Annotated in this window: 20 protein-coding genes and 7 pseudogenes; 4 read left to right on the top strand and 23 right to left on the bottom strand. The window is 46.6% G+C overall.

The features are described from left to right. On the top strand, positions 1-739 hold a 739-nt coding region (locus TZ48_RS13830), incomplete at its 5' end, for an AI-2E family transporter (RefSeq protein ID WP_162674584.1). Positions 740-863: 124 nt separating this feature from the next. Here TZ48_RS13830 and TZ48_RS13825 read toward each other — a convergent pair. Together TZ48_RS13825 and TZ48_RS13820 are read right to left on the bottom strand one after the other, a co-directional pair. Continuing rightward, positions 864-1655, bottom strand: a complete 792-nt coding sequence (locus tag TZ48_RS13825) for a class I SAM-dependent methyltransferase (RefSeq protein ID WP_112479585.1) — start codon at positions 1653-1655, stop codon at positions 864-866. A gap of 93 nt (positions 1656-1748) precedes the next feature. Further along, entirely contained in the window at positions 1749-2297 is a 549-nt protein-coding gene (locus TZ48_RS13820) for a histidine phosphatase family protein (RefSeq protein WP_112479584.1), read from the bottom strand. Positions 2298-2485: 188 nt separating this feature from the next. On the opposite strand from TZ48_RS13820, the gene TZ48_RS13815 reads away from it, so the two are divergent. Then, positions 2486-3277: a CLCA_X family protein gene (locus TZ48_RS13815; RefSeq protein WP_112479583.1), complete on the top strand. Its 792-nt coding sequence runs from the start codon at positions 2486-2488 to the stop codon at positions 3275-3277. Between the two features lie 4 nt (positions 3278-3281). Here TZ48_RS13815 and TZ48_RS13810 read toward each other — a convergent pair whose 3' ends face one another. From TZ48_RS13810 to brnQ, 6 genes are all read right to left on the bottom strand, one after another. Then, positions 3282-3962 (bottom strand): glutathione S-transferase, encoded by a 681-nt coding sequence (locus TZ48_RS13810; protein WP_275426443.1) that lies wholly within the window; start codon positions 3960-3962, stop codon positions 3282-3284. 67 nt (positions 3963-4029) lie between these two features. Beyond that, entirely contained in the window at positions 4030-4455 is a 426-nt protein-coding gene (locus TZ48_RS13805; protein ID WP_112479581.1) for a phosphate-starvation-inducible protein PsiE, read from the bottom strand. 113 nt (positions 4456-4568) lie between these two features. Next, complete coding sequence (locus tag TZ48_RS13800; RefSeq protein ID WP_112479580.1) at positions 4569-5024, bottom strand: GNAT family N-acetyltransferase; 456 nt, start codon at positions 5022-5024, stop codon at positions 4569-4571. Positions 5025-5067: 43 nt separating this feature from the next. After that, positions 5068-5997, bottom strand: coding sequence for an MBL fold metallo-hydrolase (locus tag TZ48_RS13795; protein WP_112479579.1), 930 nt, complete (start codon positions 5995-5997; stop codon positions 5068-5070). 60 nt (positions 5998-6057) lie between these two features. Next, on the bottom strand, positions 6058-6420 hold the full coding sequence (locus TZ48_RS13790) for a MerR family transcriptional regulator (protein WP_112479578.1): 363 nt from the start codon (positions 6418-6420) through the stop codon (positions 6058-6060). A gap of 271 nt (positions 6421-6691) precedes the next feature. Further along, positions 6692-7999, bottom strand: a complete 1308-nt coding sequence (gene brnQ, locus TZ48_RS13785) for a branched-chain amino acid transport system II carrier protein (RefSeq protein WP_112479577.1) — start codon at positions 7997-7999, stop codon at positions 6692-6694. Between the two features lie 457 nt (positions 8000-8456). Here brnQ and TZ48_RS13780 point away from each other — a divergent pair, with 457 nt between their 5' ends. Continuing rightward, entirely contained in the window at positions 8457-8789 is a 333-nt protein-coding gene (locus TZ48_RS13780; protein ID WP_112479576.1) for a hypothetical protein, read from the top strand. A 298-nt stretch (positions 8790-9087) separates the two neighbouring features. Here the strand turns inward: TZ48_RS13780 and mnhG are convergent, their stop codons facing one another. The 14 genes and pseudogenes from mnhG to TZ48_RS13700 all read right to left on the bottom strand — a co-directional run bounded on the left by mnhG (position 9088) and on the right by TZ48_RS13700 (position 23253). Beyond that, complete coding sequence (gene mnhG / locus TZ48_RS13775) at positions 9088-9384, bottom strand: monovalent cation/H(+) antiporter subunit G (RefSeq protein ID WP_112479575.1); 297 nt, start codon at positions 9382-9384, stop codon at positions 9088-9090. Continuing rightward, positions 9381-9704 carry a cation:proton antiporter gene (locus TZ48_RS13770; protein ID WP_112479574.1) on the bottom strand — a complete coding sequence of 108 codons (324 nt, stop codon included), beginning with the start codon at positions 9702-9704 and terminating at the stop codon, positions 9381-9383. Before TZ48_RS13770 ends, mnhG begins: the two co-directional genes overlap by 4 nt. Beyond that, a complete protein-coding gene (locus tag TZ48_RS13765) occupies positions 9697-10173 on the bottom strand; it encodes a Na+/H+ antiporter subunit E (protein ID WP_112479573.1) in 477 nt (158 codons plus the stop codon). The genes TZ48_RS13770 and TZ48_RS13765 overlap by 8 nt, the downstream gene beginning before the upstream one ends. Beyond that, the gene (locus TZ48_RS13760) at positions 10170-11675 is read right to left on the bottom strand and encodes a proton-conducting transporter transmembrane domain-containing protein (RefSeq protein WP_112479572.1); all 1506 of its coding nucleotides are present in this window, start codon (positions 11673-11675) and stop codon (positions 10170-10172) included. The genes TZ48_RS13765 and TZ48_RS13760 overlap by 4 nt, the downstream gene beginning before the upstream one ends. Then, positions 11675-12028 carry a Na+/H+ antiporter subunit C gene (locus TZ48_RS13755; protein ID WP_112479571.1) on the bottom strand — a complete coding sequence of 118 codons (354 nt, stop codon included), beginning with the start codon at positions 12026-12028 and terminating at the stop codon, positions 11675-11677. Before TZ48_RS13755 ends, TZ48_RS13760 begins: the two co-directional genes overlap by 1 nt. Beyond that, positions 12028-14582: pseudogene (gene mbhE, locus TZ48_RS25880) on the bottom strand (hydrogen gas-evolving membrane-bound hydrogenase subunit E). Before mbhE ends, TZ48_RS13755 begins: the two are co-directional and overlap by 1 nt. Before the next feature lie 553 nt (positions 14583-15135). Beyond that, positions 15136-15486, bottom strand: coding sequence for a rhodanese-like domain-containing protein (locus tag TZ48_RS13735; RefSeq protein WP_112479569.1), 351 nt, complete (start codon positions 15484-15486; stop codon positions 15136-15138). 48 nt (positions 15487-15534) lie between these two features. Then, the gene (locus TZ48_RS13730; RefSeq protein ID WP_112479568.1) at positions 15535-16008 is read right to left on the bottom strand and encodes a response regulator; all 474 of its coding nucleotides are present in this window, start codon (positions 16006-16008) and stop codon (positions 15535-15537) included. Continuing rightward, a pseudogene (locus TZ48_RS13725) lies at positions 15995-17319 on the bottom strand (ATP-binding protein). The gene TZ48_RS13730 and the pseudogene TZ48_RS13725 overlap by 14 nt, the downstream one beginning before the upstream one ends. 11 nt (positions 17320-17330) lie before the next feature. Then, positions 17331-18742 (bottom strand): annotated as a pseudogene (locus TZ48_RS13720) (SLC13 family permease). Positions 18743-18871: 129 nt separating this feature from the next. Beyond that, positions 18872-19890: pseudogene (locus tag TZ48_RS13715) on the bottom strand (YcjF family protein). After that, positions 19887-21259, bottom strand: a pseudogene (locus tag TZ48_RS13710) (YcjX family GTP-binding protein). The pseudogenes TZ48_RS13715 and TZ48_RS13710 overlap by 4 nt, the downstream one beginning before the upstream one ends. 132 nt (positions 21260-21391) lie before the next feature. Next, positions 21392-21577: a hypothetical protein gene (locus TZ48_RS13705; RefSeq protein WP_042477374.1), complete on the bottom strand. Its 186-nt coding sequence runs from the start codon at positions 21575-21577 to the stop codon at positions 21392-21394. Positions 21578-21732: 155 nt separating this feature from the next. After that, positions 21733-23253, bottom strand: a pseudogene (locus TZ48_RS13700) (fumarate hydratase). A 258-nt stretch (positions 23254-23511) separates the two neighbouring features. On the opposite strand from TZ48_RS13700, the pseudogene pabB reads away from it, so the two are divergent. After that, positions 23512-24881, top strand: a pseudogene (pabB, locus tag TZ48_RS13695) (aminodeoxychorismate synthase component 1). Here pabB and TZ48_RS13690 read toward each other — a convergent pair. After that, the gene (locus tag TZ48_RS13690; RefSeq protein WP_112479567.1) at positions 24867-26606 is read right to left on the bottom strand and encodes an ATP-binding protein; all 1740 of its coding nucleotides are present in this window, start codon (positions 26604-26606) and stop codon (positions 24867-24869) included. The pseudogene pabB and the gene TZ48_RS13690 overlap by 15 nt on opposite strands. Between the last annotated feature and the right edge of the window lie 6 nt (positions 26607-26612).

The following is a 26612-nucleotide window of genomic DNA, read 5'->3' as shown; positions in this document are numbered from 1 at the left end:
GCTGTACAGTATCTGGAACCTGTTCGCGACCAATATTGAAAAAGGCATCCAGCAGTTCTTGCCGGAAATTAAAGGCTTCTTGGGTACTATCGCTTCTATCCTTGGTGGCGCACTGACTAGTCTTATCATGTTCATCATCTCACTGGCGATCGCGGGTGGCTTTATGGCTCACGCAGAGAAGATATCTGGAGCACTAGAAACCGTCGCGGTGCGTGCCGTCGGTAAAAAAGCCGAACAGTGGGCGAACTTAATGGCGGCAACCATTCGCAGTGTATTGCTTGGCGTCGTTGGTGTTGCCTTTATTCAGGCCGCTATTATTGGCGCTGCGATGTTTGTATTCAAGGTACCCGCTGCGGGTTTACTGACTCTCGCGACCTTGATTTTGTGTATCGCTCAACTTCCAGCGCTGTTGATCGTCGCTCCGGTGATTTTCTATGTTTATTCAACAGGTGATGGCACTAGCACCACAATATTCACTATTTGGGCATTGGCTGGCGGTCTTTCAGACAACTTCCTCAAACCTATGCTGATGGGACGTGGTGTGGACGTTCCGATGCCTATCATTCTGATCGGTGCGATTGGCGGCATGCTCTTTGCGGGCATCATAGGCTTGTTCTTGGGGGCAATTGTCTTGGCGATTTGGTATGAGCTGTTCTTGTTCTGGATAAACTATGAAACTCAGAGTGAGCTAAGCGAGTCCCAGCAGACTGAGGAAGAGGTCGAAGACTACCGAATATAGCACTTGTCTCAGGTCGGTCTGAAGGCCTATTCACCAATCTATTATTACATAGCCTTGTTCGTGCATAACCGCTAAGAACAAGGCTATGTTGATTTTGAAAATGATGGATTATTTTGTAGCTAAATTACTTTGTAGCTATCACTAGACCATGATTGCTTGCACCCAATAAGCTCGGCTCCTGGCAGGTCGCTAAATGATAGTTGAGCCATGATTGATACTGGGTAGTTGTAAATCGATTTACTCCTTGGTCTAAATATCGATTAAAACCATCTGTAGCAGCATGAGCTGTGACTAGAAAGCCTGCGCCTTTGGCAAGAGACTCCATCTCCTCTGGTGACGCAAAGTAGCCAACATTAAAGAAACTATCCGCTTCCTTGGTTGAGACCGTGCCTTTTGAGTGCAATTCACCAAGTACCTCAGGCGTAATCAGATGAGGGAAACGCTGAGCAAATAATCCAGCAACAAAAAACTTGGAAATATAAGCTATTGCAAGCACTCCACCGGGCTTCAAAATGCGCTTAGCTTCTTGAATCGCTTGCTGACGCTCATACGCAGTTTTCAAGTGATAAAGCGGCCCCAAGATGACACATAAATCTTGAGATTCATCCTCGATAAAAGGTACGTGACATGCATTCCCTTCATGAATATCGAGCACCAATCCTTGCTTCAGAGCATTTTCCCTGAGCATACGTACCTGATCTGGAACCAACTCTACTGCGGTGACATTGCATCCCTGACTAGCAAACTCTAAAGAATAACGGCCTGTCGCAGCGCCCAGCTCACAAACATTTTTCCCTTTTCCAAGATAGTCCCTCAATAAGTGCATAGTCGTGTCGTACTCAAGCTGAGTAATGTACTGACGAGTTAAACGCGAATGTTCGTCGGCATCCGTATATTGGGCGATTAATGCATCCATTGCGGAGTCCTTTTATAAAATTGTAAATTTAGCCGTGTGACCAATCGTGGTCGCAGAACTTGGTCACTCGATATTGGCCATCGAGGGTTTTGTTCAAAATAGTATGACTAAGATTCCCTGCATAGGCTCATCCCAGACTTCATCAATGGGTCTTGAAAGCAGCTTGGTCACTAAGGTTTTTATAAACGCCGCATGAGAAACAATCAGTATATTACTGTCTGAATTGGTGCTTGTGATGTGATTAAACACATCTATCGCACGTTCGGTGAGCACTTCAAAAGTTTCACCGTTAATGGGTTGATAATGACTCGGTCTTTTCCAAAACTGCTCATATTGTTCACCATATGTCGATTGAATTTCGCTCCAGGTCTTCCCTTCCCAAGCTCCCATATCAATCTCTTTGAGCTCATCAAGTTCGATAATTGGAGTAGACATATCCGCAAGCAAAATCTTAGCTGTTTCAAGCGCTCTTCCCGAAGATGAAGAATAGGCAACATCAAAGTCGACAGCCTCTATTTTCGCCATTGCCTCTCGTGCTTGAGTCTTCCCTCTTTCAGTCAGGTTGGAGTTCATTGAGCCTTGCGCACGGTGCTCGAGATTCCAGTGCGTTTCCCCATGACGAATGAGATGAATATTAGACATAATCTTTCCTTGTAAAACCGTCACTTAGCCACAATATGCCACTAAACCCATAATCAAGTAAACCCGATGACACTCATTGCAAACACACCAAGCCTACATCTAAGCTCACTTGGATATATACTCCCTAACACGCCAAATGCTCGTATAAGGCACGACCTCAACAACCTTGGTTCAACTCTTAACCTATTATGCAGCTCTCCAACTTCAAATATAAAACGCGAACGGGCCCTGACTATCGTCATGGCGAACAGGTTTCTTTTTTAGATATTAAGGAGACCTTTGGCATTGGCAGCATCCGTGTTGGAAGGTGGGTAAACTCAGAAGAGAAAGATCTCGCCGCCAACCTGATCTTTGATTCATTGGCTGACTTGGCGTTTTACCTAGCACTGCCTGCCAAGGCTATCGGCCTTCGTGGCAACCTGAATCTTGCTTTTGGCACTGGAGGCCGTAAAGGGGTGCAAGCGCACTATGCTCCTAATCAACGAGAGCTGGCACTTGCTAAAAATGCGGGAGCTGGCGCCCTTGCGCATGAATTCTGGCACGCCTTCGATCATTATATCGCCGAGAAAGCCTTTGATATTGGTGATCGTTCAGGCCCGCAGACAAAGATCCTATTCGCGAGTGATTGCTGGCTTACCAATACCAAACACTTGCCTCACCCTTTAAATGATCGTTTACTCAATGTGTTCGATACTGTGCTGCTTAGTAGCGATGGCATGGATCGGCACGACTATGTTTCGCGAAGCGTGAAAGCCGACAAAGCTGCGGGGGTTAACTATTTTTCGCAGCCAACTGAAATGATGGCTCGTGCATTTGAAGCTGTCATCGAGTCATGCTCAGAGATTGAAAATTCGTATTTGGTCTCAGGTACCGAGAATCAAGACCTTATTGCGCTCTATCCAGACATGCTCCATCGCCAAACCATCCGTGATGCAATGCTGGCATACTTTAAACCGCTTGGAGAAGCGCTAAGCCGATAGCGTGTCATCGCTTAAACTGGTAGTCACCAAAGTAGACATCGGCTTGCTCGATAGACCACAGCGGCTGTTTTGCCATGACCTTGGAAAAATACGGGCTAGTTAGGTAACCATTTAGCCAATCACGGACCTTGGGATAAGGCGCTTCACGAAACCACTGTTTATCGATGCGTGCAAACTTTCTAATAAATGGGAGTAAGGCGATATCAACAAGGCTTTCGTGCTCTCCAAACAAAAAACGGTGCTCAACAAGGCGCGATTCTAACTTTGCCAGCTCACGCTCACAGTCTTGCCGCAGGGGTACCATAGTGTCTTCGTGGTAGCGTTTTGCGCATCCAAAAGCGTTGAGTGCAGGGTCGAAATCTCTTTCAAACTCCTCAATCAGTGTCAGCATAAGAGGCAGTTGATTATGACTATCCTTTCCTAATAACCCATGAGGATCATTTTTTGATAACGCCCAAACCATGATATCCAGACTTTGTTCCAGAACCCGTGTCTCATCAGCCAGCAGCGGCTGCTCAGTTTCTGAAAGCACAAGTACTGGTACACTGGCTTTTGATGAGGCTTGGAGCAGTTCGGCAGGCTTATTGTCTAGTTTGATTGAGCGAATGCGTACTCGTTGCTCCGCTTTTAACAGTGCCATCCGAGCACGTATTGCATAAGGGCAGTTGTGCAGAGAATAAAGAATGGGGTGGCTCCACTGTGAACATCCTTTTTAAGCGTTATGAACCATAACGACTGGCTTGCGACTCAAATTACTCTTCGGGCTGTTTGGTGTTTCTATCCACATAAGGCCAGTAATGATGCCCTGCCCGTATTATCAACGTTGCAGCGGCCAAGATAAACGCCGCTACGGATAACCAAACGACTAAAGTCGCGTCCATCTCTTTCATCCCAAGAGTGATGTAACGAGCAATGGCCATCATGGCGATATAGATTGGGTACCTAACTGGAATTTTCCCGTTCACGACAAACTGCTGCACCATGGCGAGAACTTCCAGGTAGATAAACATCAGCAAGATATCAGTGAGCAGCACTCGGCGCTCAGTAAAGACGTGCATGAACTCTTCAATCATGGCGTAAATGGTCGCAAGCGTTATCGCCACCAGCAGCACAGCTTCAAGCACATAAAATATTTTTAAAAACGGCTTACTAAACGATTTAGGTAAATGTGAAGGCATAAACTTTCTAAGTTATTGTTAGTTATGTTTTTACTCTAGCACATTTTTATTGCAACAAAGAATACGCATCATCATGCAGTCACCCTTTCTTGGTTTCAATCATTCCTAAACGGCTATAATGCGAGTTTAAAGCCTTCGTGGCTGGCAACAAAGCCTAGCCTCTCGTAAAAACGTAACGCGTCAGGTCGCTGTTTATCACTAGTCAACTGTACCAGTTTACAGCGGCGTTCACGCGCTCTCTCAATCGCATGTACGAACATCTTTTCTCCTAACCCCTGCCCTCGAACTTGCTTGGCAATTCTGACACCCTCAATCAAGCAGCGCCAACTGCCAATATGAGTCAGATAAGGGATAAAAGTGAGCTGCAACATGCCAACTACCATACCCTCTGACTCAACGACCCAAAGCTCATTATTTGGATCTTGTTCAATCGCGGCCATTGCTTGTCGATACTTAGCATTTATCGGCGAACTGATATCCTCTCGTTTTGCTCCCAATGGGTCATCAGCCAAGAGATGTATTAACTCAACGAGATCCGATGATTGTGCTTGTCGGTAATGAATCGTCATGCGACTTTCCTTAGTAAATAAAACGAGCAAAGCATCTTATCAACTATGGAAGTTGATGACCAAATACCAGCTTCACATCAGGGTATTGGATAGAAAACGCCTTTATTGCAGCCAATGATGCTGCGGCTTGCTGGCGTAAATCTTCACTTAATGCTGCCGGTGGGTAATTATTGTCGTAGGCATAGCCAAAGTGGCTAGCATCGCCGACAACAAACTTGATGCCATTGGTTGTGTTGAGCAAATAGGACGTATGGCCTTGAGTATGACCCGGCGTCGACACCGCCCAGACAGATCCGTCCCCAAACACATCGATTACACGCTCAAAGGGTGTCAAACTTTCGCCTTGGTTAAAATCAATAGCTTGCCAGTCATACTGCTCCTGAAACAAATCAGTATTGGTAAGCTTTGCAAATAAGTCGTATTCGCGGCGATCAGCAATGACTGCCGTGCCAGAGGGAAGATCGCTAATTCCTGAACTGTGGTCGGGATGAAAATGAGTAATAAACACCCCCTTTAACTTCGAGACTTTATGATTGAGATGCAGCTCTAGCGGTACCTCTAAGCTGTTTTTTATACCCGATAGCGAAGCCATCGTGCTCATCAGCCAATTGTAGTTACCGTCATTACTTTGCTGGAATGCCTTTGAAAACCCGGCATCAATTAGAAAATCCCCATACTGAGGGTGACGTATCCAATGACTCAATACCGGCAAGGCGGCGTAGCGCTGTGGGTAGGAGTCTGGCGCACCCTGCATTAAGGTATTTCGATCCATCACTATACGCCCCACTTGCAGCAGCTTGTAATCTACGGTCTGTGCGTTAGATAGTGCTTGTTGCCAGTTTTTAGCTTTAGGCGCTTGGCTATTTGGCAGCGCTTTTATGTTCTCTGGGAAGCCTCCTAGCCAATAAACATAACCTGCCAGCACCGCAAAACAAATGACCAATACGCCCAATAATCCTTTTATAACTTTCATATTCCCTATCACCAGTTTACTGTGTTTGATGGAGTATAAAGTTTGACGTATACGTCAGAGTCAACAGCTATTGGAGATTCTTTGTTGAACTTCTTGTTCCAGTTGCTCTATTCGAGCCAACAGCGCTCGTTTTTGTTCAATTTCATGAGTGAGCGAGGCTTTCTTCTCAGCTATTACTTTGAGGCTTGCTTTGCAGCGCTCACCTTTCGGCGCGTCAAAGAAAGGAATCAGTTCACTAATTTCAGATAGTGTTAAGCCAATCTGCTTACAGCGCGTAATAAACGTCATTCTTTGATGAGCATCCTGTTCAAACACTCTATAGCGTCCGTTTCTTGCTAGAGTTGGCAGCAGCCCAATAGATTCGTAGTGACGTATCGTACGTTCTGTCACATTGTACTGCTTAGAAAAAGCGCCTATTCGCATGGCTCAACCTCCTTGGGTTCTAGAGAATGCTACTATTGTCTTTGAAACCACATTCGACACTCATTGGATGAACAAAGTGCGACTTACTTATCATATATTCTGTCGCTCCAATAGAAGCCCTTATGAATCCTCTGCTCGAAACTTTAATAAACTGACTTAACTGCTCACGTTGATTCTAATAACGTTAAGACCCTTGGCGATTTGGGTACAAGAATGAAAAAAGCCCGTGTAATACGGGCTTTTGGGTTTTATTTGGCGGCTCAACTAACCATTAACTTGTGAGTTCTTCCGCCACTAGCGTTTTTTTGGTGCCAGCCACGACAAGTCCAATCACAATCATCAAGATAGTAGGTACGACCCAAGAAGCAAAGTACTTGTATAGCGGCATACCATTCTCAAGCCAATTATTCATTGACTCAGGGATATGCCCCAGAACATGCGACGCATCGACACAACCAAAAAGAAGTGCTGTAAAAGCGGTAAAAACAATCATAGCGCGGGATAATTTGTTTCGAATTGGCGCAACAAGCATAAGAGCGATGGCCACTGGGTGCAGCGCTACAACGGCTGGTAGTGTTATCGCAAGCAACTGCTCTAAACCAACATTAGCAATTAGACCAGCAAGCACCATAGTTGTCACAACAGAGCCTTTATATGACAGCTTGGAAAATGTCTTGTCGTAAAATTCACTGCCGGCGGTTGTCACTCCAATTGCTGTTGTGAGACAAGCGAGTAACATCACCGCACCAAGCAACAGTGAACCAAAAGCACCAAAGTGATTAAAGGTAAAGGCCGTTAAAATATCCCCGCCGTTACTGAACTCGGTTTCTAAGTAAGAGCTAGTGGAACCGATATAGGACAGAGATACATAAACAAAAGCCATAGCAAAGGCATACATCATAGCCGCTATCAGAGTATATCGCGCCGTCAATTTTGGGCACTCAATGCCCATGCTACGAATAGCACGGAAAATAATCCAACCGAAGCCAATAGAGCCGAGTGCATCCATGGTCATATAGCCTTGAGTAAGACCTTCGGAGAAAGCGTTATTAATGTATGCACCACTTGCTTGAGTTAAATCGCCAGCTGGATAGATGAGAGCAGTCACAGACATTACCAACAAGATAGTCATCAACGCAGGTGTCAAAATCTTCCCTAAAGTATCGATGAGTTTACCTGGGTAAAGAGCAAACAGAATGGTGATCAGACAAAAAACAGCCGTGAACGGGAGTAAAGCCGCTTCCCCGAATATCGGTGCAAAACTGAATTGATACGCAACGGTGATAGCTCTAGGTATTACAAAAGCAGGACCGATGACAATAAACACCATCACCCAAAAACTTGTTGCTAAAGGCTTTGGTAATGCGGAGGTCAGTTTGTCTGAACCATTAACAATAGCAACCATTACCAATGCCATCGCAGGAAGACCAACACCGGTTAGCAAAAATCCCAGCATACCACTGAGATAGTTTTCTCCTGCCTGGTAGCCCAAAAATGGTGGAAAAATAAGATTGCCAGCCCCCAAGTACATGGCAAAAGTCATAAAGCCTAGTGCGGCAATGTTGCGAGCGCTTAACATCGCGACTCCTCATACAAATCATTTAGAGGGCAAAGACCCTAATGTAGATGAGGTATTCTAGGCAACCGCTTTGAACCAAATAAGTCAAAGAGTGCAGAGATAACATGCCAATCAGGGCTTTTATCTACCTTTTGACACATAAAGCAGTCATAAAAACTATTCATAGCGCAAATAACAACCAACCCCTTTTTAACCTTAATTATATTCTTAGGAGTAATGCTGGTTAGACATTAACTTGTGATGGACATTTGAGATCGTACTTCTTGTTCATGGTGATTCAATTTTTCGAAGCAAGCTGTTTTCGTCCAAATATCGTCACGCAGCTTAGGCTTTTTCTCAATAGCGGCCAGTAAATGCGATTGAGTTAACACTTATCGGCCAAACTAGTATGAAAGGTCGACTCGCTCCTAATATCTACTAACTTGTTTTCACATCATTCGCGATAGGACAGAAAACCATGAGTGAAAACCAAAGACGTCATTATCGACTTACCTACCCAACCAAAGAGCGACCGACCCTGCACCTAGCGAATCACAGCTATGAGGTATTACAGATTGCAGAAAGCAGCATCGTGATTTCAACAGAGCAAACTTCTCTAAAAGCGGAGTACATATTCCAAGGGGAGATTGCCTTTAACGATGGTACCAGTGACAGTGTCGCGGGTGCTGTGCTTAAGAATGATGCTCAGCAAGCAGTCATTACACTCACCGAGACATTAACGTTTAAGCGCTTGATGTCCGAGCAGCGCCGAATACGAGTCAACTATCCAGCGTTTGATTTTAGTGAATGACAACTCATTCAGGTCTACATAACGGCGAATGAGCAGTATCGATGATGAAAACCTAACGCACATCGATACTGCATTTAGGGCGAGTGCTTTCGTATCTGCGAGCTTTCTATCTCAGCCCCACAAACACCACTTTCCAATAACCTTTACTTACCCACTACCAAGGTTACCAAAAAGCAAACACAGGCTACCACGAGCAAGGTGATTTCTTTTCTGCGCATAAACGCTCCTTTTTTGTTTCACGATTAAAAAACCGATAGTGCACGAGTACTTATCCAGAGATAGGCAAGCACTCGGCCATTTATTTCTCTTTTCGCCACATCTTGTAGCCATTCCAATACATACTTTTGCTAAGTAGGTGTGCCGCGACTGGCGCCGTCAGCAAAATAAACAGCATGGTACCGAGTACACGGGAGACCACAGTCACGTCTGGCATACCCACCGCGACGGCGGCCAATAACGCGGTCAACCCCATGGTGTTCGCTTTGGTCGAGGCGTGCATTCGGGTATAGAGATCAGGCATACGCAGTACCCCAATACTCGCCACCAGAACAAAAAAAGTGCCTAAACAAAGTAAAAGCCCAGTTAAAAACGTCATGACTTGCCCCCTTGCTCAAAATTTGTCTGATTTTCCGCTTCATTTTGTTGCTGGTTTTGCTTGGCAATAAAGCCAGCAAACGCGATAGTGCCTAAAAACGCTACCAACCCGAGAGTGATAGCCACGTCAAGGAGCGACTTTTGACCACTCGCTAGCGTGTGCACGGCAATAAAACCCACGGTAATAAAAGCGATAAGGTCGAGCGCAACCACTCGATCTGCGAGCGTCGGCCCTTTAATCAAGCGGATAAATACCAACACCAAACTAAACAGCATGCCGACATAGGCAAAATTGATACTCAATGACAGCCAACTATCCACGCGTCACCTCCAAAATTCGTTTTTCCATCCCATTCTTGATTGAGCGAATCACATCGTCGTGATTCGGCGCGAACATGGCATGAACCACTAGGTGCTTTTTGTCTTCCGTTACGTCCAAGCTCAAGCTGCCTGGAGTCAGAGAGACCATGTTTGCCAGCAGAGTGATCTCAAGGTCTGAGGTGACATCCAACGGCACATAAATGATGTCTGGATCACTGAGATGGGTCGGCGTGACAACGTCCCACACCACGTGAGCCGCAGACACCAACATCTCGTAGCAGAAATAGAGAAATAGCTTTATCGAAGCACTGAACCTTCTGAAATAGCTCGACTTCAGCCCAAACGGCTGACTCAACCTAAGCGCGGAGTAGCCCACCACAAAACCGGTAACGAAACTCAAACCAGTATATTCACCATTGAGCAGCATCCATGCACCACCCAAAAAGACATTTAGGAAGAAATAGTTCATGCGCCACCTCCTAAAACGGCATTGATATAAGCACTTGGCTCAAGAAGTTGCTCTGCTGCGGTAAAGGTAAACTGGAAGAACGGCTCAGCGGCAAAGCCTATTACCAAGGTCATTGACGTTAATACAACGATTGGCGCGTAATACAATGCTCTGGTTTTGCGGCACAGTTTCTCGGCAGAGACATCTCCCTCTTGCTTCGAGGGCTTAGCCTTCCAAAACACCTCACTCCAAATCTTGGTCATGGAGAAGATGGTAAGCAGACCGACAAACAGAGCGACTCCCGCTAGCATGTAGTACTCATTTTGCAGGCTGTCTTTGATCACCAAGAACTTGCCCCAAAACCCTGACAGTGGTGGGAAACCAGCCAGTGAAAACGCTGGCACAAGGAACAAGAACGCAAGCCAAGGGGTCGCTTTGTACATGCCACCTAACTCGCTAAGTTCACTGGTTTTATGCTTACGCTCCACAAGACCGCCAATGAGGAATAGATTCGCTTTAACGATAATGTGGTGCACGATGTAAAAAATAGCGCCCGCCAAAGCAAGAGGTGTATACAGCGCGAGTCCCATTACCATGTAGCCAATTTGGCTGATGATGTGGAAAGAGAGGATTTTCTTTACATTGTATTGGCTCGCCGCGCCCAGTACGCCTGTCAGCATCGTAAGCGCAGCCACCCAAATCATCAGGGGCTGCCAACCGCTGTCGGCCAAAGGGAATACCAAGGTAAATACTCGCATTAGCGCGTAGATACCCACCTTGGTCAACAGCGCAGCAAACAGAGCAACAACACCGCTTGGTAAGGTGTGGTAAGACGCAGGTAGCCATGCAAACAATGGAAATAACGCCGATTTAACCGCAAAGCCAAATAAGAACAGTGCTGCAAGCAGTACCTTGGTTTGTGGTGCGATGTCTGCGGCCTTACTGTGTAAGTCGGCCAAGCTCAGCGTACCGGTTGCACCATATAGCAAGCCAATCGCCAACAAGAACATCAGCGTTGAAATGAAATTCAGCATGACATACTTCACCGCGCCATCCACTTGCTTACGATTTGCATCGAGCACCATAAGGCCGAATGAAGCGATCAGCATGACTTCAAACCATACGTAAAGGTTGAAGATGTCACCGGTCAAAAATGCGCCGTACACGCCCGCTAGGAGGACATGAATCAGTGAATGAAATACGCCATAAGACGGTTTCTGTTTTAGATCCGCCATGGCATAAAACACACTCACTACGCCAATAATCGCGGTGATTACCACCATCGCCGCCGCTAAAAAGTCGGCAACGAACACGATACCAAACGGCGCTGCCCACTGGCCGAATGCGACTGCTTGAGGGCCATTGTCTAAAACGCCGTTCAGCAAGAACACACTGCCCAATAAGGTAAACAGCGCACTCGTGCCACTCACCGCTTCAGCAAGCTTATGGTTATGTCTGGCAAAGAACACCAATACGGCGGTCAAGACAGACATGATGACAGGCAAAGTTAACCACATTGACATTACGCCTGCTCCTCTGAGTATTTCATTTCATCAATATCCGCTGACTGCGTTTCTTCATAAGCACGGTAGAACAGCACTAAAGCAAACACTAAAAGTCCAAAGCCAATCACGATAGCCGTTAGGATTAGCGCCTGAGGTAACGGGTTCGCAGCATCCATATGAGGCAAGACAGAATCCGCATCAATGAGCGGCGGATTTCCCGGTGTTAATCGACCCGCATTAAAGATGGCAAGGTTAACGGCGCTACTTAATAAAATCAGACCAAACAGGACTCTGAGCAGGTGCCTTTCCAGCATCAAATAGACTCCAGATGCGACAAACACACCAACGACTACACTCCACAACATTTCCATTAGTCCATCTCCTCCGTTACATGGAGGATCATTCCCATCACCCCACCAATGACACCCAGATAAATACCAATATCGAAGATTAATGGCGTACCCAGAGGCAATACATCTTTCCACCACAGGCCCGTTAGGAATGGCAGATTAAACACTAAGCTCACCGCCCCCGCGGCAAAACTAATGAAGACACCCAGCATAGCGATGCTAAACGGCGCGTAATGTAGTCTTTCTCGCACATACTGCGGAGACTCGGCAAACATGAGCAATGACAAACCAATAACGGCGATCAGAGCACCGATAAAGCCACCGCCCGGAGAGTTATGACCGCGCATCAGTAGGTAAAGTGAGAACACCAACATGAGGCAGCAACAATGTGCGACGCCGTTCCCATGATAAGTGACTTCACTTTGGTTGATGGCATGCTACCAGGTTTAAGCAGACTCACAGCACACAGACCAGCCAGCGCAACGACCAGTACCTCACCAAAGGTATCGAAGGCGCGGAAATCGACCAGAATGACATTGACGATATTGCGACCATGACCGCCCGGCACACTCTGCTCATTGAAGAACTGAGAGACCGATAGATCGATAGGGTCAGCGGTAATAGAAATCAACATCATAGTGACGGCAATACCAATTGAACCCGCAACCAGGGCGTGCAGAGCGCGGCGACCTTTGGAGTGCTGCTTCACTGTCGATAGCTTTGGCACATGACGCATTAGCAGGACCAAGAAGACCACCATCAAGGTCTCAACCAATAGCTGAGTTTTGGCGACATCGGGCGCGCTATAAATCATGAATACCAAAGTGGTCATAAAGCCAATCATGCCCAGAGCCGCGACGGCTAAGAATTTGGTTCTTGAAATAATCACCACGAAGGACGACGCGATAAGCAAAGCAGCAATCACCACTTCGTAAAGCTTGATTCCTTCTATCGACCGGCAAACTGACTTAGCGACATTGGAGTATGAGTGATGAGTAGTACTGCTAGAGCGCCAAACGAAAGTAGTCCATAAACGCTCATTCGCTTGGTCTGAAGCAGGTTCGTTTGCCACTTCGCAACATTCACCATGGCGTTCAAAAGATTATCGAAAACACGATTCGCACATGGCATTTTTGATAACTGACGATCAAGCAGCGTAGTAAGGGTCGGATACACTTTGTAAAGAAGCACACCCAATGCCAAAGTCACAATGCTCAAGATGAGCGGAGTGTTGATTCCATGCCACATTTTCACAGGCTCTGGTGTCGACACCGGCGCTATCGTGGTCACGCCAGGAATAATCACTTGCTCATTAAGCCACCCTAAACCGATGACCGTCGCCAATACACTAATAATGGCAAGCACAAAGGGTGGCACCCACAACCCTTTATTAAGTTCAACCGGCTTAACCTGCGTCGGCTCACCCTGATGACGTGTAGTAAATGGCTTGATTAACAGCGCCATAACCAGCGTTACAGTAAGTGCATTCACCAGCACCATCAGAGCCACAGCCCAATGGCTGACTTCTAATCCGGCTTTGTACATGTACTCCTTACCCAAAAAGCCAGGCAGAGGTGGTACGCCGGAAGTCGAAAGCACAGCAACAACCGCAGCGAAAAAGCTGATTTTCAACACAGAACGTAGGCCACGAAGCTGACTGATTTCACGCGTCCCCGCCGCTTTATCAACGTTGCCGACTACCATAAACAGACCGGCTTTATACAGAGCATGAGCAACAATCAGCATCAATGCAGATTTAAGTGCCAAGTCACTTCCAATGCCAAGCAAAAAGGTCAACTTTCCAAGTACGACGGTCGTGCTGTAGGCCAGCATGAGTTTCAAATCGGTTTGCTTTAACGCCATCAGCGCACACCACAAGGCAGTAAATCCACCAAGTATCGTCAGCGTATAGAACCAAACTTCTGAGTGAGAGTATATAGCGATACCACTGCCAGCAGGTAGATACCGCTTTGACCATAGTGGCAGAGTGCAGATAAGCACTGACTGGCGTTGGCGCAGCCATCGCGTTAGGTAGCCAGAAATGAAACGGGAACTGTGCCGACTTGGTCAGCGCACCCAACAGAATAAGAACCAAAGAAGGCAAAAACAGGGCGTGATTTGAAATCTCGGTCGCTTTTGCCAAGATACTGGTCAGCTCATAGCTTCCTGCCATAGTGCCGAGCATGATCAGGCCAGCAAGCAGCGCTAGACCACCAGCGCCCGTAATAAGTAGCGATTGCAGCGCATTCTTTCGAGACTTAAGTGCTTCGTGGTTAAAGCCGATGAGCAGATACGAGGTGACCGTCGTCAGTTCCCAAAATACAAACAGCAGCAATACATTGTCACTGAGAACCACGCCAAGCATGGCGACCATAAACGCGGTCAAGTAACAGTGAAATGCGAGTCTCTGTTTGTGCTCTCTAAGATAAGCCAGTGCATATACCTGCACCATAGTACCGATACCGCTAATCAAGCAGGCAAACAGAAATGACAGTCCATCCAATCGAAAACTGAGCGCCAAACCTAGACTTGGAACCCAAGGCAAACTCCAACTGACGCCCTGAGGGTCATACATCGACAAGACGGCGGTTAAGATCAGAAACGGAAACAACGCAAAAAGGCCAAATAGCGGAGACGACGAACTCTGCCCCCTACCGCTGATCTCGCTTTGTATCCCGCTATGTATTACGGCTTTCTCGATACTCAAGTTAACACTCACTTCTCTCTCGCTATGCACATCGTGAGTTGCTGTCTTTCTCCCTTTTGGGCTCCCTGACAAAAACATCGGAAATACCGAACCAAAAACCACTTATGCAATATAAAATTCGAAGGCAATTCTATCCTCGAATGGTTCCAAGGCTCTAGATAGGAACTGTAAGAATTGATTCAAGAGTTAAAAGAAGCATTGCTTTAGGTGTAAAAGTTCGACCATTTGCAGCGAAGTATTGCGATTTCAACGAAATTCATGAGTATTTGTAACGAACTATCACAACAGGAGAGTTAGGATCAGGGTGCGATAACGTGAGTCTCTCCTAGAGGTAGGGATAAGCGGCTAGGTGTGGCGCGATAAAAAGTAAAACGCCCGAAATGACTGACTACATTTCGGGCGAAGCGTTCGAAGGGATAGCTTACTGTGGGGATTCTATTTTCATCTCATTTAGTCCACCCGCATTGTGAAGTGCTGTGAAGCCTTTAGACTCCATATAAGCCAATGCTTGCCCAGAGCGATTTCCGCTGCGGCAATAAAGCACTATAGGTTGAGACTTATCGAGAGCGGCGATGTGCTTATCTAACTCAGAAAGTGGATAATTAACGGCTTGGTCTAAATGCCCTGCATTAAACTCTTCTGGCGTACGAACGTCGATGACCATTGCGCCTTGTTCAATCATTTGCCAGCCTTCCTTTGCTCGGTCACTGGCATGAGCGGCGCCTAAAACAAACAACAAACTCAATACAATATAGCGAAACACAACCTTCATTCTTCCCTCCTTGAGCATCACACTGATTGGCCACTTTCTAGAACAAGTCTAGCGTAGCCTCTCTAGCACGATGTTTTGATCCAGATGTTCATGATACGGCTGATAGTCAAAACCGCGATCAAAAATATAAGCGGTAACCAAAGAACGAACGCAGTTCACTAACTCATCAGCCTTCCATGGTTTCTCAAAATAGTGGCTGACACCCGCAGTGTTAATCGCAGTAATGGTATCTGAGTGTGTCGCTTGCCCAGTAAGCAGTACTTTTTTTGTTTCCTTAAATCGACTGTCACGTGATAATTCGGTCAACAGCTCTACCCCTGTCATTCCCGGCATGACATGGTCAGACACAATCACCGCAATATTTTCACCTTCTGCATCAAGATCTTCAATAAGATCCAGTACTTCTTCACCTGACTCACAGTCTTCAATGTTCAGCCAGCTTGATAGCGGCTCAAGATCTTGAATGACGGCGCTGAGTACCTCTCTCTGGTCATCGACACAAATGACGTTAAGCTTCTCCATATGCTTCTCCTACTGGTAACTTGACGCGAAAAATAGTGCGCGTTTCATCGCTTTTTACAGCAATTGTGCCACCTATCTCGCTGACGATTCTTTTTACAATTGATAGCCCTAACCCTAGACCAAAAGAGAGGCCGCCTTTTTTGGTTGTGAAGTTAGGTTGAAAGATTTTTCGGCGTGTGGACTCGTCGATTTCCGGTCCATTATTGGCAATGGTCACCAGAATACGTTGGTTCACAAACTTAGTTTGAATATCGATATTGGGTGCGTCCGTTTGCGATAGTGCATCACACGCATTTTTTAAAATGTTGCTCCAAATCTGCACATACTCGGTGGATGCCCCTTTTATTAGCGGAAGAACCGCTGGCTGAACGCGAACCGACACTCTTCGCAAATCACTTTGCAACAGTGCCAGTGCTTTGTTAATAGTGTCGTTAATATCAAGCAGTTCGTCTGGTTCACCATCGGTACGACCTAATTGCTTTACAGACTTTACGATGCCGACCGTATGTCTCGCGGCAATTTTGAGATCATGCAGATCTCGCCCCATGCCCCAATACTTAAGGGCTTTGTGCGGATCATTGAGCCACGAGTCTGGGATCGGGTTGTCGCCCAACGCTCTCGCCAATTGCTTAGCCGTTTCCCTTTCTAGGCGATAGTCACTTTGATAGCGCTTGGCAATTCGGCGCACCTCACTGGAGGAAACGGCTTGGCCCTGTATCAATCCGACATCGAAATAGCCACTGACTTCCGGGTGAAGCTCCTCTAGAAGCTGCAGCAGATCTTGCTGCATTCGCTCGGTTTTACTGTTTACAACTCCGATAGCGTTATTCAGTTCATGAGCAATGCCGGCCGCCAGTTGGCCTAACGTAGTCATCTGCTCCGCGGTATGCAGGCGTTGTAGTGCTTTCTCTTTAGCCAACGCTTCTTGCTTAGCTCTTCTTTGACGCTTGATAATTCGTTGACCATGACCGGCATAAACTGCGCACTCAAAGGACCGTATTGCTCGGGGTCGACTGGCTCGGTATTTTTATCTATCCAAGCCAATGTCACCTGAGTTTTGGCAATCACGGTCGATGACGCTACCCAAGTGCCAGAGAAAAAACTGTGCACCCCGATAAACGCACCATTCGAGGCATTAAAGAGTTTGGTGAGCTTGCCATCTTGGTCACTTTCAAAGTAACCCTCTAGCTCCCCTTCAAGCACGTAATATAGACGATCATTGTGCGCTTCTTGGCGCAGCACCACCTCTTCGGCATCGAACGTCACCTGACGACTTGGTTCTGAAAAGTAATGGCGTACCAACAATTCCATTCGCGTCTACCCTATATGCCAACCGCGTGCAGCAGCCACACTAAGACAAAGCTCAGCAATACGCCGACCACACCTAAGATCACGCCAACACGCGCCATCTGGCTGCTCTGAACATGACCTGTTGCATGAGCAAGGGCGTTAGGCGGCGTACTGATTGGTAGAGACATACCCAGTGACGCTGCAAAGGTAACCACGAGAATGAGCGTTAGCTCTCCTCCGAGTGGCGTAAGAGACGTCATTGAGGTGCCTAGTGCAGCCATGATAGGCATCAACAAGTTTGCCGTTGCGGTATGCGACATAAAGTTCGCCATCAGCAAACAAAGGAATGCAGCGCCAAATAGCACGACATAAGGAGAGAATTCATCGAACGGTATGCTGTGAACCACCAGACGTGCAAGCCCTGTTTTATCAAGGGCGAGTCCCAGGGCGATACCACCTGATACCAACCACAGTACATCCCACGAGATCTTTTTCAGATCTTCTTTATTGATAATGCCTGTCAGCGAGAAGATGGCGACCGGAATAAGTGCAACCGTGTATGAGTTCATACCGTGCGTTGAGCCCATCAACCAAAGAATAATGGTCAAGGCAAACGTGATGTACACCATGATGGCTTTCGGAGTCTTAAGGAACTTACCTTTAATCGACAGTTCGATTTTCTTTTGGTCAGCACTGTATAGGAAGTTAATCAACATCCAGGCCAGCGCCATCATAACAACCACAAACGGCACACCAAATGCCATCCACTCACCAAAGCTGATGTAGTTATCCCCCACCAAGTATTTAAGCGCAATTGCGTTTGGTGGCGTACCGATTGGCGTACCGATACCGCCAATGTTGGCAGCAACAGGAATACACAGTGCAAACGCGATACGGCCCGGATCTTTCGGGCCAAACACGGCAATCACGGGGGTTAGAATCGAGAGCATCATCGCGGTCGTCGCCGTGTTCGACATGAACATTGAGAAGATACCGGTGATCAGCATCAAGCCCAACATGACAAATTTCGGGTCACTGCCAAACGGTTTGAGCAACACACGCGCTAAGTTGACGTCCAGACGATATTTGGTTGCCGCCATAGCAAGGAAGAAGCCCCCAAAAACAGCATGATAATGGGGCTTGCGAAGGTCGCCATGATCTCGTTGTAATTGAGAAGTTCACCAAAATGTGGCTGCCCTTCTCCCATTCTGAACAAATAAACGCCTTTATTGGACACCAGCAAAAGCTCGAGAACAATAATCACAACGGAGGTTGCGTAGATCGGAATCGGCTCAAATACCCAGCAAAGCGCAGCCAACAAGAAAATAGCGATAACGCGCTGCTGAACTATGGTCAATCCTTCGAAAGGGAATGCGGATAATGGTAGAAGTAGTACGATCAATGGGATCGATATCGGAATGATATACTTCAGATATTTTTGCATGATACTGCTCGTCCTGAGAATAGATTACTGTGAGCAGTATCACGCCACTATGCCAGCTTGGACTAGCGTAGGATCAAAGTTTCCTCATAAATATCATCAAGTTTCTTGGAATGTGATTTGAGTATCAATTTAGCTCAATTTGTTTTTGAGGCTTTCAACCACGGACTTTCTAATTGAGCCAAGTCGCGGTGTCTGATCTTGCTTAAATGGGATCGGACGCATTAAACTGATGGTCTTCAACCCTAAACGTGCCGTCACCAAACCCACACCTAAACCTTGCCCTGCACGTGCTGACAGTTTTTCTGCCAAGTTCATCGACAATATGTCAGCACTTGATTCGATCGCAAGCTCACTTGCACCAGCAATCGCGATATTGACCAGCACTAACTTAAATAGTTTCAATCGAGACCAGTAGCCAAGCTCAACACCATAAATCTCGGAGATGTTGTCAATCATGCGAAAGTTTCGCCACGCGATTAAGAGCATGTCAGCAATGGCAAGTGGGCTTAGAGCCACCAATATCGCTGCCTCACCAGAAAGCTTTGATACCGACGCCATCGCTTTCTTATCCTGCTCTGTTAGTACCATAGATTGATACATATCGAGCACTTCCGCATCGCTGTGGGCACTGTGTACGCTGTTTTGCCAGCGATCAAATGCTGGGTGCTCTGCAGGTATTGAGGCTTCTTGCGCAAGCTTTTGACAGAATTTTTCGCCTTTGCCCACCGCATCATTATCTAATAACGCTTGCGCCTCTTCCTGTACTGAGAAGTGATTCTTCAATTTACGAAGTTTGAATAGCTCTTTACCAAAGGCACCGATACCCATAACGCAACGCCAGTCACCAAAGCTGACCAACCAAGCGACAGATAATCACCTGTCGTAGCAGCGGTGACCACATTGTCGATTGCCTGCCAGCCCACAAGTCCTGCAAATGCGGTCAGAAATGTCGTCGCTATCCAGCCTTTCTTGCTGCTACCGCGGATTGTTTTCTCCAGCTTGGCATCATTCTCATCTTCAACAGCGACCTGCTCAACCGGCACAAAGGTTTGCTCAGGCTCAAACAGCTTTTGGCTGTTCATGTCTAATGTTGGCTCTGCATTAGACAACGCTTCATCAAAGACTTTTCTGTTTTTCATATCACTCATCGAAGTTTGTCTCCAATCAAATACTGCATCGCTTTATCAAGGCGAATGTGACCGCATGGTGCGTCTTGTGCACTTACTAAAGGCCTAAACGAAGTAAACTCAAACCCACTTTGCTGCCAAAAGTCGGGCTTAGGTAGTCTTGCTGGTACATCACCGGGATAGAGCGTTAATGTCTGATTATCCAATGTCGTGCCACGCAATGCTGGAGAACTGTCGCTACCATTACCGACAAATCCGGCTTCCGTTGCTTGAATTGATGCGACGCTCATGCAGCTCATCTCAATATTTTCAAATGCCGTTTCTTGCCATGCAGGGTGAACCATCTGTTGCAATAAGCTGACCAAATTTCCGTGCTGATTCGGAGTAACATGGTCTGCTTTTGTCGCGGCAAACAATATTTTGTCGATGCGCGACGCAAACAAGCGTCTCAGCAAATTCGACTGCCCATAACGAAAGCTTTTCATGATCTGCTGAAGCGCCTGCTTCATATCATGGAATGCCTCGTCACCTGCCATCAGTGGTTGCAGACAATCCACCAGCACGATTTGGCGATCGAAGGTAGCGAAGTGCTCTTTATAGAACTGCTTAACGACCTTGGTTTGATACTCTTCGTAGCGGCGTTTCAGCATCGCGTAACCACTGTTTTTCTCTGCTTTGTCCGCCAAAGGCTTGCAGGGAAAGAACTGGAGCACTGGCGCTCCCGCGAGTTCTCCGGGTAACACAAAGCGACCGGGTTGTACCCAGTGAAGCCCACGATCTTTACAAGCAAACAGATAGTCGGTGAAGGTCTGAGAGATTTCAGCGATCACTTTCTCGTTGGCTTCTGCTTTACCATCAAACGCATCCAAAGCGTCAAACCAAGCTTGTGCACACTCACTACGAATGCCAGACAAGTTTGCGAACTGCAGCTCACTCCATTCCTCAAAGGAAAGGTCTAGCAAAGGCAAGTCCAGCAGCCACTCTCCCGGATAGTCAATAACATCAATAAACAAGGTTGATGTTTTACTCAACAGACGTTTTGCTCCTTTCGCTGGCTTATATTTCAACGCCAAACGAATTTCACTTACATCGCGTGTTGGCTGTGGCCATTCAGGTGGTTCAGCATGAAGCTGCGCCATGGCGTCATCATAGGCAAAGCGCGGCACCATTAAATTAGACTGAGGGACGCGTTTCGCACCAATAAGTCGGCCATCTCGAGCACACTCTAATAGTGGCAAGTTATCGTGAGTGGAAGTGTGAAGTAGCTGGTTCACCAATGAAGTGATAAAGCTGTCTTACCCGCTCTGGACAAACCGGTAACAGCAATTCGAACATGAGAATCTAGGCTTCGATGCAACAAATCTGAGACTTCTTGACCAATGCGGTTCATTCAACTTACTCCAATACAAATGACGAGGAACAGTATGCACTATACGAGATTAACCAAATATGAACAAAAAACCCCTGATATAGTTCAGGGGTTTAGAGCGTTTCTAGAGATATTTTGATAAGCCAGTTGGCACTAATCATCCTCAATGAGTTTGTAGATAACAAACAGGGCAATCTCAAGCAGTACGGTCAGCACACACGCCATAGTGACGTACTTTTCATTGAAGATGCTGATGCCGTGTAAAATCAAGTCATAGCCAACAAAGAAACCCACTACTAGTAGTACTGCGATTTGTAATATTTGTATAAATCGAGGCATGTTTGCACTCTCCTTGGTTCTTTTTCTTTGAGTATATACCCTAGTCACCTCAAGATGCCAAAAAGTTACTAGGGTATATGCCTGAACTAATTATAAAAAAATAGAGATAAAAAAAAGTGAGTATGTCTTCACACACTCACTTTTTTGAACTCAAACTAGGATGCGTTTTCCGCTTCCGCGATTTTCACTTTCCACGTATCTGGACCAATTTGGTGAGCATTCGCACCGCTTGAATCCACCGCAACAGTGACCGGCATGTCTTCGACTTCAAACTCGTAAATCGCTTCCATACCCAAATCTTCAAACGCAACGACTTTTGCTTTCTTGATTGCTTTCGCTACAAGATAAGCCGCGCCGCCTACTGCCATTAAGTAGACCGCTTTGTGCTCTTTAATCGATTCAATCGCCGCTGGACCACGCTCAGCTTTACCAATCATGCCCGTAAGACCGGTTTCAGACAGCATCATGTCGGTGAACTTATCCATACGCGTCGATGTTGTTGGACCTGCTGGGCCCACAGCCTCATCACCAACGGCATCAACGGGACCCACGTAGTAAATAAACTTACCCTTAAAGTCCACGCCTTCAGGCAGGCCTTCACCACTCTCTAACATGCCTTGAATACGTTTGTGCGCCGCATCACGACCTGTCAGAATTTTACCAGTAAGCAGCAGTGTTTCACCTGTCTTCCACTCTTGAACGTCTTCCTTGGTGATTTCATCAAGGTTCACACGACGAGTGTTCGCACCAGCTTCCCATGTGATTTCTGGCCACTCTTCAAGTTTTGGCGGTGTAAGCTCGGCAGGACCTGAGCCATCCAGAGTAAAGTGCACATGACGTGTTGCCGCGCAGTTTGGAATCATACATACAGCTTTGATGCCGCATGTGTTGGCGCAGTCTTGATTTTCACATCAACAACCGTCGTCAGGCCGCCAAGACCTTGAGCACCAATACCAAGTTTGTTCACTCGATTGAAGATATCTAGGCGAAGCTCCTCTTCCGCGTTCTGTGGGCCGCGGTCGATAAGCTCTTGAATATCGATATGCTCCATCAGAGATTCTTTTGCCAGTACCGCCGCTTTCTCTGCTGTACCGCCAATACCAATGCCAAGCATGCCCGGTGGACACCAGCCAGCACCCATCGTTGGCAATGTTTTCTCTACCCATTCAGCAATATCATCGGATGGATTAAGCATGACCATCTTGGTTTTGTTTTCAGAGCCGCCGCCTTTAGCCGCAATTTGGATCTCGACTTTATCACCCGGCACCATATTGATGTGCACGACAGCTGGCGTATTGTCTTTCGTGTTGATGCGCTTGCCTGCTGGGTCTTTAAGAACCGATGCGCGAAGTGGGTTGTCTGGGTTGGTATAACCTTGACGAACGCCTTCATCAATCATCTCTTGAACCGTCAGGTCGCTGTCCCATTGAACATTCATACCGATGTTAACGAAACAAGTCACAATGCCAGTATCCTGACAGATAGGTCTATGACCTTCTGCCGACATGCGAGAGTTAATTAAGATTTGAGCAATCGCGTCTTTTCGCCGCTTGGCTCTCTTCCTTTTGATAAGCTTTGTCTAGGGCTTGAACAAAATCGAGGGGATGGTAATACGAGATGTATTGCAATGCATCAGCAACAGAGCTGATCACATCTTCTTTACGAATAACCGCCATTGAATACCTCATTTATAATTTTAGCTTCCAGGAGGCCGAACTGTTTGGCCAATCAAACCCATTGTTCTATCAAAGACCCTTGGTCTATCCAAAAACAGCGACAAGCGAGTAACTACTTCGAGTAGAGCGCTGAATATCACTCACTTTAACCTTAGTGTTATCAGGCTAAATGTCCGACTTTTTGTTGTGAAAATATGATACTCTTGCTTTCCACTATGCGCCATGAGTGCGACAACGTTTCTGTCACAGTTTAAGCAAATGAACAAAAAAGAAAGCCAATCTATTCAATTCGTTGACCTGCCCTATCAACCAGATTTAGCCAAACAATACTTTGCCACTATCGAGCAGATCCCTTGGGCTATGCTGCTAAAGTCGTCGACTTTAGAACATGAAAACAATCGTTTTGATATTTTGGTCGCTGATCCAGTTGCGACGGTGCAAACCTTTGGTGAGCAATCAAAAATCCACTGTGATGGAGCAGAAGATAGCAGTAGCGATGACCCATTCACGCTCATCAATAACCTGATTGCTGAAAAAATTGGTCATATAGACATAGAAACAAGCTGGCCATTTTTAGGCGGCGCGCTAGGCTATTTTGCCTACGATCTAGGCCGACGAGTGGAACGCATACCTGAGACCGCAAGCCATGATATCGCTGCCCCAGATATGGCGATAGGTATCTACGACTGGGCGCTGATGGTCGACCACCAGAAGAAAAAAGCCGTGATTGTCGCACTGAACCAGATACAAAGCTCAATTGGTTGCAGAGCCAACAAGCCAAAGCTCTCTCCCCGTTTAAGCTCACGACACCATGGCAATCCAACATGAGCCAAGCGGATTATCAACAACGCTTTCACTCAGTGAAAGAGTATCTTTCCGCCGGTGATAGCTATCAGATAAATCTAGCCCAGCGACACTGTGCTCAGTACTCGGGCAGTGAATGGCATGCTTTTGAAGTCTTAGATGAACACAATCAAGCGCCATTCAGTGCGTTTATCCGCTTGGAAGACAGTGCAATTATAAGCATCTCACCAGAGCGCTTCTTGCAGCTTCATAACCGCGTCATTGAAACTAAACCGATTAAAGGCACCCGACCACGTTTTGTTGACCCCGCTGAAGACAAAAATAGCGCACTCGATTTGGCTAACGCGCCAAAAGATCAAGCCGAAAATTTGATGATCGTTGATTTGTTGAGGAACGATATTGGCCGCGTTGCCAAACCGGGTTCGGTGAAGGTGCCAAAATTATTTGATGTTGAAAGCTTCCCCGCTGTTCATCACTTAGTGAGCACAGTGACAGGAGAGCTAGACAATCAATATCAAGCCACAGACCTATTGCGCGCATGCTTCCCTGGCGGTTCAATCACTGGTGCACCAAAGGTTCGAGCAATGGAGATCATTGAAGAGCTTGAGCCGCACAGACGCAGCGTCTACTGTGGCAGTATTGGTTATATCAGTGCTCATGGTGTAATGGACACCAGCATTACGATTCGTACACTCATAGCGACTCAAGGTGAGATTTACGCTTGGGCGGGCGGCGGCATAGTGGCAGACAGTGACTGTGACGATGAATATCAAGAAACGTACCACAAACTAGGCAAAATACTGCCGATATTAGACAGCTTGTGACACTCGAACGGGTCTAACGCTAAATCGCCTCAAGTCCCCAATTTGGCCCCATTTAGCCAGTGTTTGAGTAAGATCTTTGGCGGTGTAGGGTTTGGACAATATGTCGTCCATCCCTACATCGTAACAATTTTGACGTTCTTCCGTTGTGGTACCCGCGGTCAGAGCCACTATTGGTTTACTGTATTTGGCACTGCGCAGTCGTTTGGTCGCCTCAAACCCGTCCATCACTGGCATTCGACAGTCCATGAAAATAATGTCGTATTGCTGATGGCTCGCATGCTCAACCGCTTCGAGACCGTTAACCGCCAAGTCTGGCGAAATTCCCAATTTACTCAACATCTTAGTGATGATTACTTGGTTCATTTTGATATCGTCAACCACTAGAATTTTTAATGCGGAAAAGTCTAATGCTTGCGTATTCTCGGCCTGAACGGCCTCAGTCTGCATCTCAATCCTTTCTGTCTTGAGCGGCAAAAACATATGGAAGGTCGTACCGACCCCTAATTGACTCTCAAGGGAGATATTCCCTCCCATCAACTCAACTAACCGACGGCATATTGCTAAGCCTAGTCCGGTGCCCTCATAGTTTCGAGAGCTAGAGCGATCGGCCTGAGTGAACGGTTGAAACAACTTTTTCTGAGCTGATTCACTAATCCCAATTCCGGTATCTTTTACAGCGACTTGCAGTCCCGTAGCACCATTCTCGACGCGGACACTGACTTCACCTTTGTCGGTAAACTTAATCGCGTTGCCGATCAAGTTAACGAAAATTTGAGTGACTCGCTCCAAGTCTCCTTTGATTTGCTGATTATCTAAGTTTAACGTCTCAATCGTAAAACCAATCTGTTTCTCTTGTGCTTTGTGTTCGAAAATGCTTTTTAATGTCGACTCTAACGAACTCCAACCAAAGTTCGATTCAATAAGCTCAAGCATACCAGCATCTATCTTACTGAAATCCAATAAGTCATTGATAATCGAGCGTAGAAGTTGCCCAGACTGACTAAGGTTATGGTGAAGGTCTTTTTGTGCATCAGATAATCCGGTATCCGCCAATAGCTCTACACTGCCCAACAAACCATTTAAAGGAGTGCGGAGCTCATGGTTGATCATCGCCAAGAACTCTCTCGTTGAACGCTCTGACGCTTCTGCCCGCTCCTTTGACTCAACTAAACGCTGATTGATAACCTGACGGTTGATAGAACTGGCGAGTAGCTCACACACCAGTGACATCTGGGTGTTCACAAAGTCCATATCAAACGTTGCCTCAAGGACAGCGAGATCCAGCTTACCGATGACTTTCTGTTCAAGCTCTATGGAAATGCAGGACGTTGTACTTCCTTCTTGGGCAGTTATCTCGATGTACTTCTTGGTTTGGTAATTGGATTGAGTCACTGCTGGCAAAAGTTCACTCGGCAGGGAAATGGCGCAAGCGACATCATCCGAAACATGAGAGAGTTGATTAACAAGATCGATGACCAGTACATCGTCCAAATTCGAGCGCAGGAAAGTCTTACCGAAATGTATCAGAATACGTTCGATATTCTGCTGAAACTCAAGACGTTTAAAGCTTGCTTCAGAACGCGCTTCAGTCTGCTTTAATGCAACCTCGAGCTGCTGGTTAGCATTAAAAAGCTCCAGGCTCTTTTGTTCTAGCAAGCTTTCCGCTGCTTTTCTAGCCGCTATTTCACGCTTGAGTTTGCGCTCAATCGCCGAACCGTTAGGCATAATGTT

The sequence above is a fragment of the Vibrio variabilis genome, from assembly GCF_003263785.1.
GTDB lineage: Bacteria > Pseudomonadota > Gammaproteobacteria > Enterobacterales > Vibrionaceae > Vibrio > Vibrio variabilis.
Note: the sequence above shows the minus strand (reverse complement) of the source record. Positions and strands in the feature narration are given on the sequence as shown.

Excerpts from the sequence above, each read along its gene's own strand:
- TZ48_RS13825 (WP_112479585.1), bottom strand. The coding sequence starts at position 1,655 with ATGGATGCATTAATCGCCCAATATACGGATGCCGACGAACATTCGCGT.
- TZ48_RS13820 (WP_112479584.1), bottom strand. The coding sequence starts at position 2,297 with ATGTCTAATATTCATCTCATTCGTCATGGGGAAACGCACTGGAATCTC.
- TZ48_RS13815 (WP_112479583.1), top strand. The coding sequence starts at position 2,486 with ATGCAGCTCTCCAACTTCAAATATAAAACGCGAACGGGCCCTGACTAT.
- TZ48_RS13805 (WP_112479581.1), bottom strand. The coding sequence starts at position 4,455 with ATGCCTTCACATTTACCTAAATCGTTTAGTAAGCCGTTTTTAAAAATA.
- TZ48_RS13800 (WP_112479580.1), bottom strand. The coding sequence starts at position 5,024 with ATGACGATTCATTACCGACAAGCACAATCATCGGATCTCGTTGAGTTA.
- TZ48_RS13795 (WP_112479579.1), bottom strand. The coding sequence starts at position 5,997 with ATGAAAGTTATAAAAGGATTATTGGGCGTATTGGTCATTTGTTTTGCG.
- TZ48_RS13790 (WP_112479578.1), bottom strand. The coding sequence starts at position 6,420 with ATGCGAATAGGCGCTTTTTCTAAGCAGTACAATGTGACAGAACGTACG.
- brnQ (WP_112479577.1), bottom strand. The coding sequence starts at position 7,999 with ATGTTAAGCGCTCGCAACATTGCCGCACTAGGCTTTATGACTTTTGCC.
- TZ48_RS13780 (WP_112479576.1), top strand. The coding sequence starts at position 8,457 with ATGAGTGAAAACCAAAGACGTCATTATCGACTTACCTACCCAACCAAA.
- mnhG (WP_112479575.1), bottom strand. The coding sequence starts at position 9,384 with ATGACGTTTTTAACTGGGCTTTTACTTTGTTTAGGCACTTTTTTTGTT.
- TZ48_RS13765 (WP_112479573.1), bottom strand. The coding sequence starts at position 10,173 with ATGAACTATTTCTTCCTAAATGTCTTTTTGGGTGGTGCATGGATGCTG.
- TZ48_RS13760 (WP_112479572.1), bottom strand. The coding sequence starts at position 11,675 with ATGTCAATGTGGTTAACTTTGCCTGTCATCATGTCTGTCTTGACCGCC.
- TZ48_RS13755 (WP_112479571.1), bottom strand. The coding sequence starts at position 12,028 with ATGGAAATGTTGTGGAGTGTAGTCGTTGGTGTGTTTGTCGCATCTGGA.
- TZ48_RS13735 (WP_112479569.1), bottom strand. The coding sequence starts at position 15,486 with ATGAAGGTTGTGTTTCGCTATATTGTATTGAGTTTGTTGTTTGTTTTA.
- TZ48_RS13730 (WP_112479568.1), bottom strand. The coding sequence starts at position 16,008 with ATGGAGAAGCTTAACGTCATTTGTGTCGATGACCAGAGAGAGGTACTC.
- TZ48_RS13705 (WP_042477374.1), bottom strand. The coding sequence starts at position 21,577 with ATGCCTCGATTTATACAAATATTACAAATCGCAGTACTACTAGTAGTG.
- TZ48_RS13690 (WP_112479567.1), bottom strand. The coding sequence starts at position 26,606 with ATGCCTAACGGTTCGGCGATTGAGCGCAAACTCAAGCGTGAAATAGCG.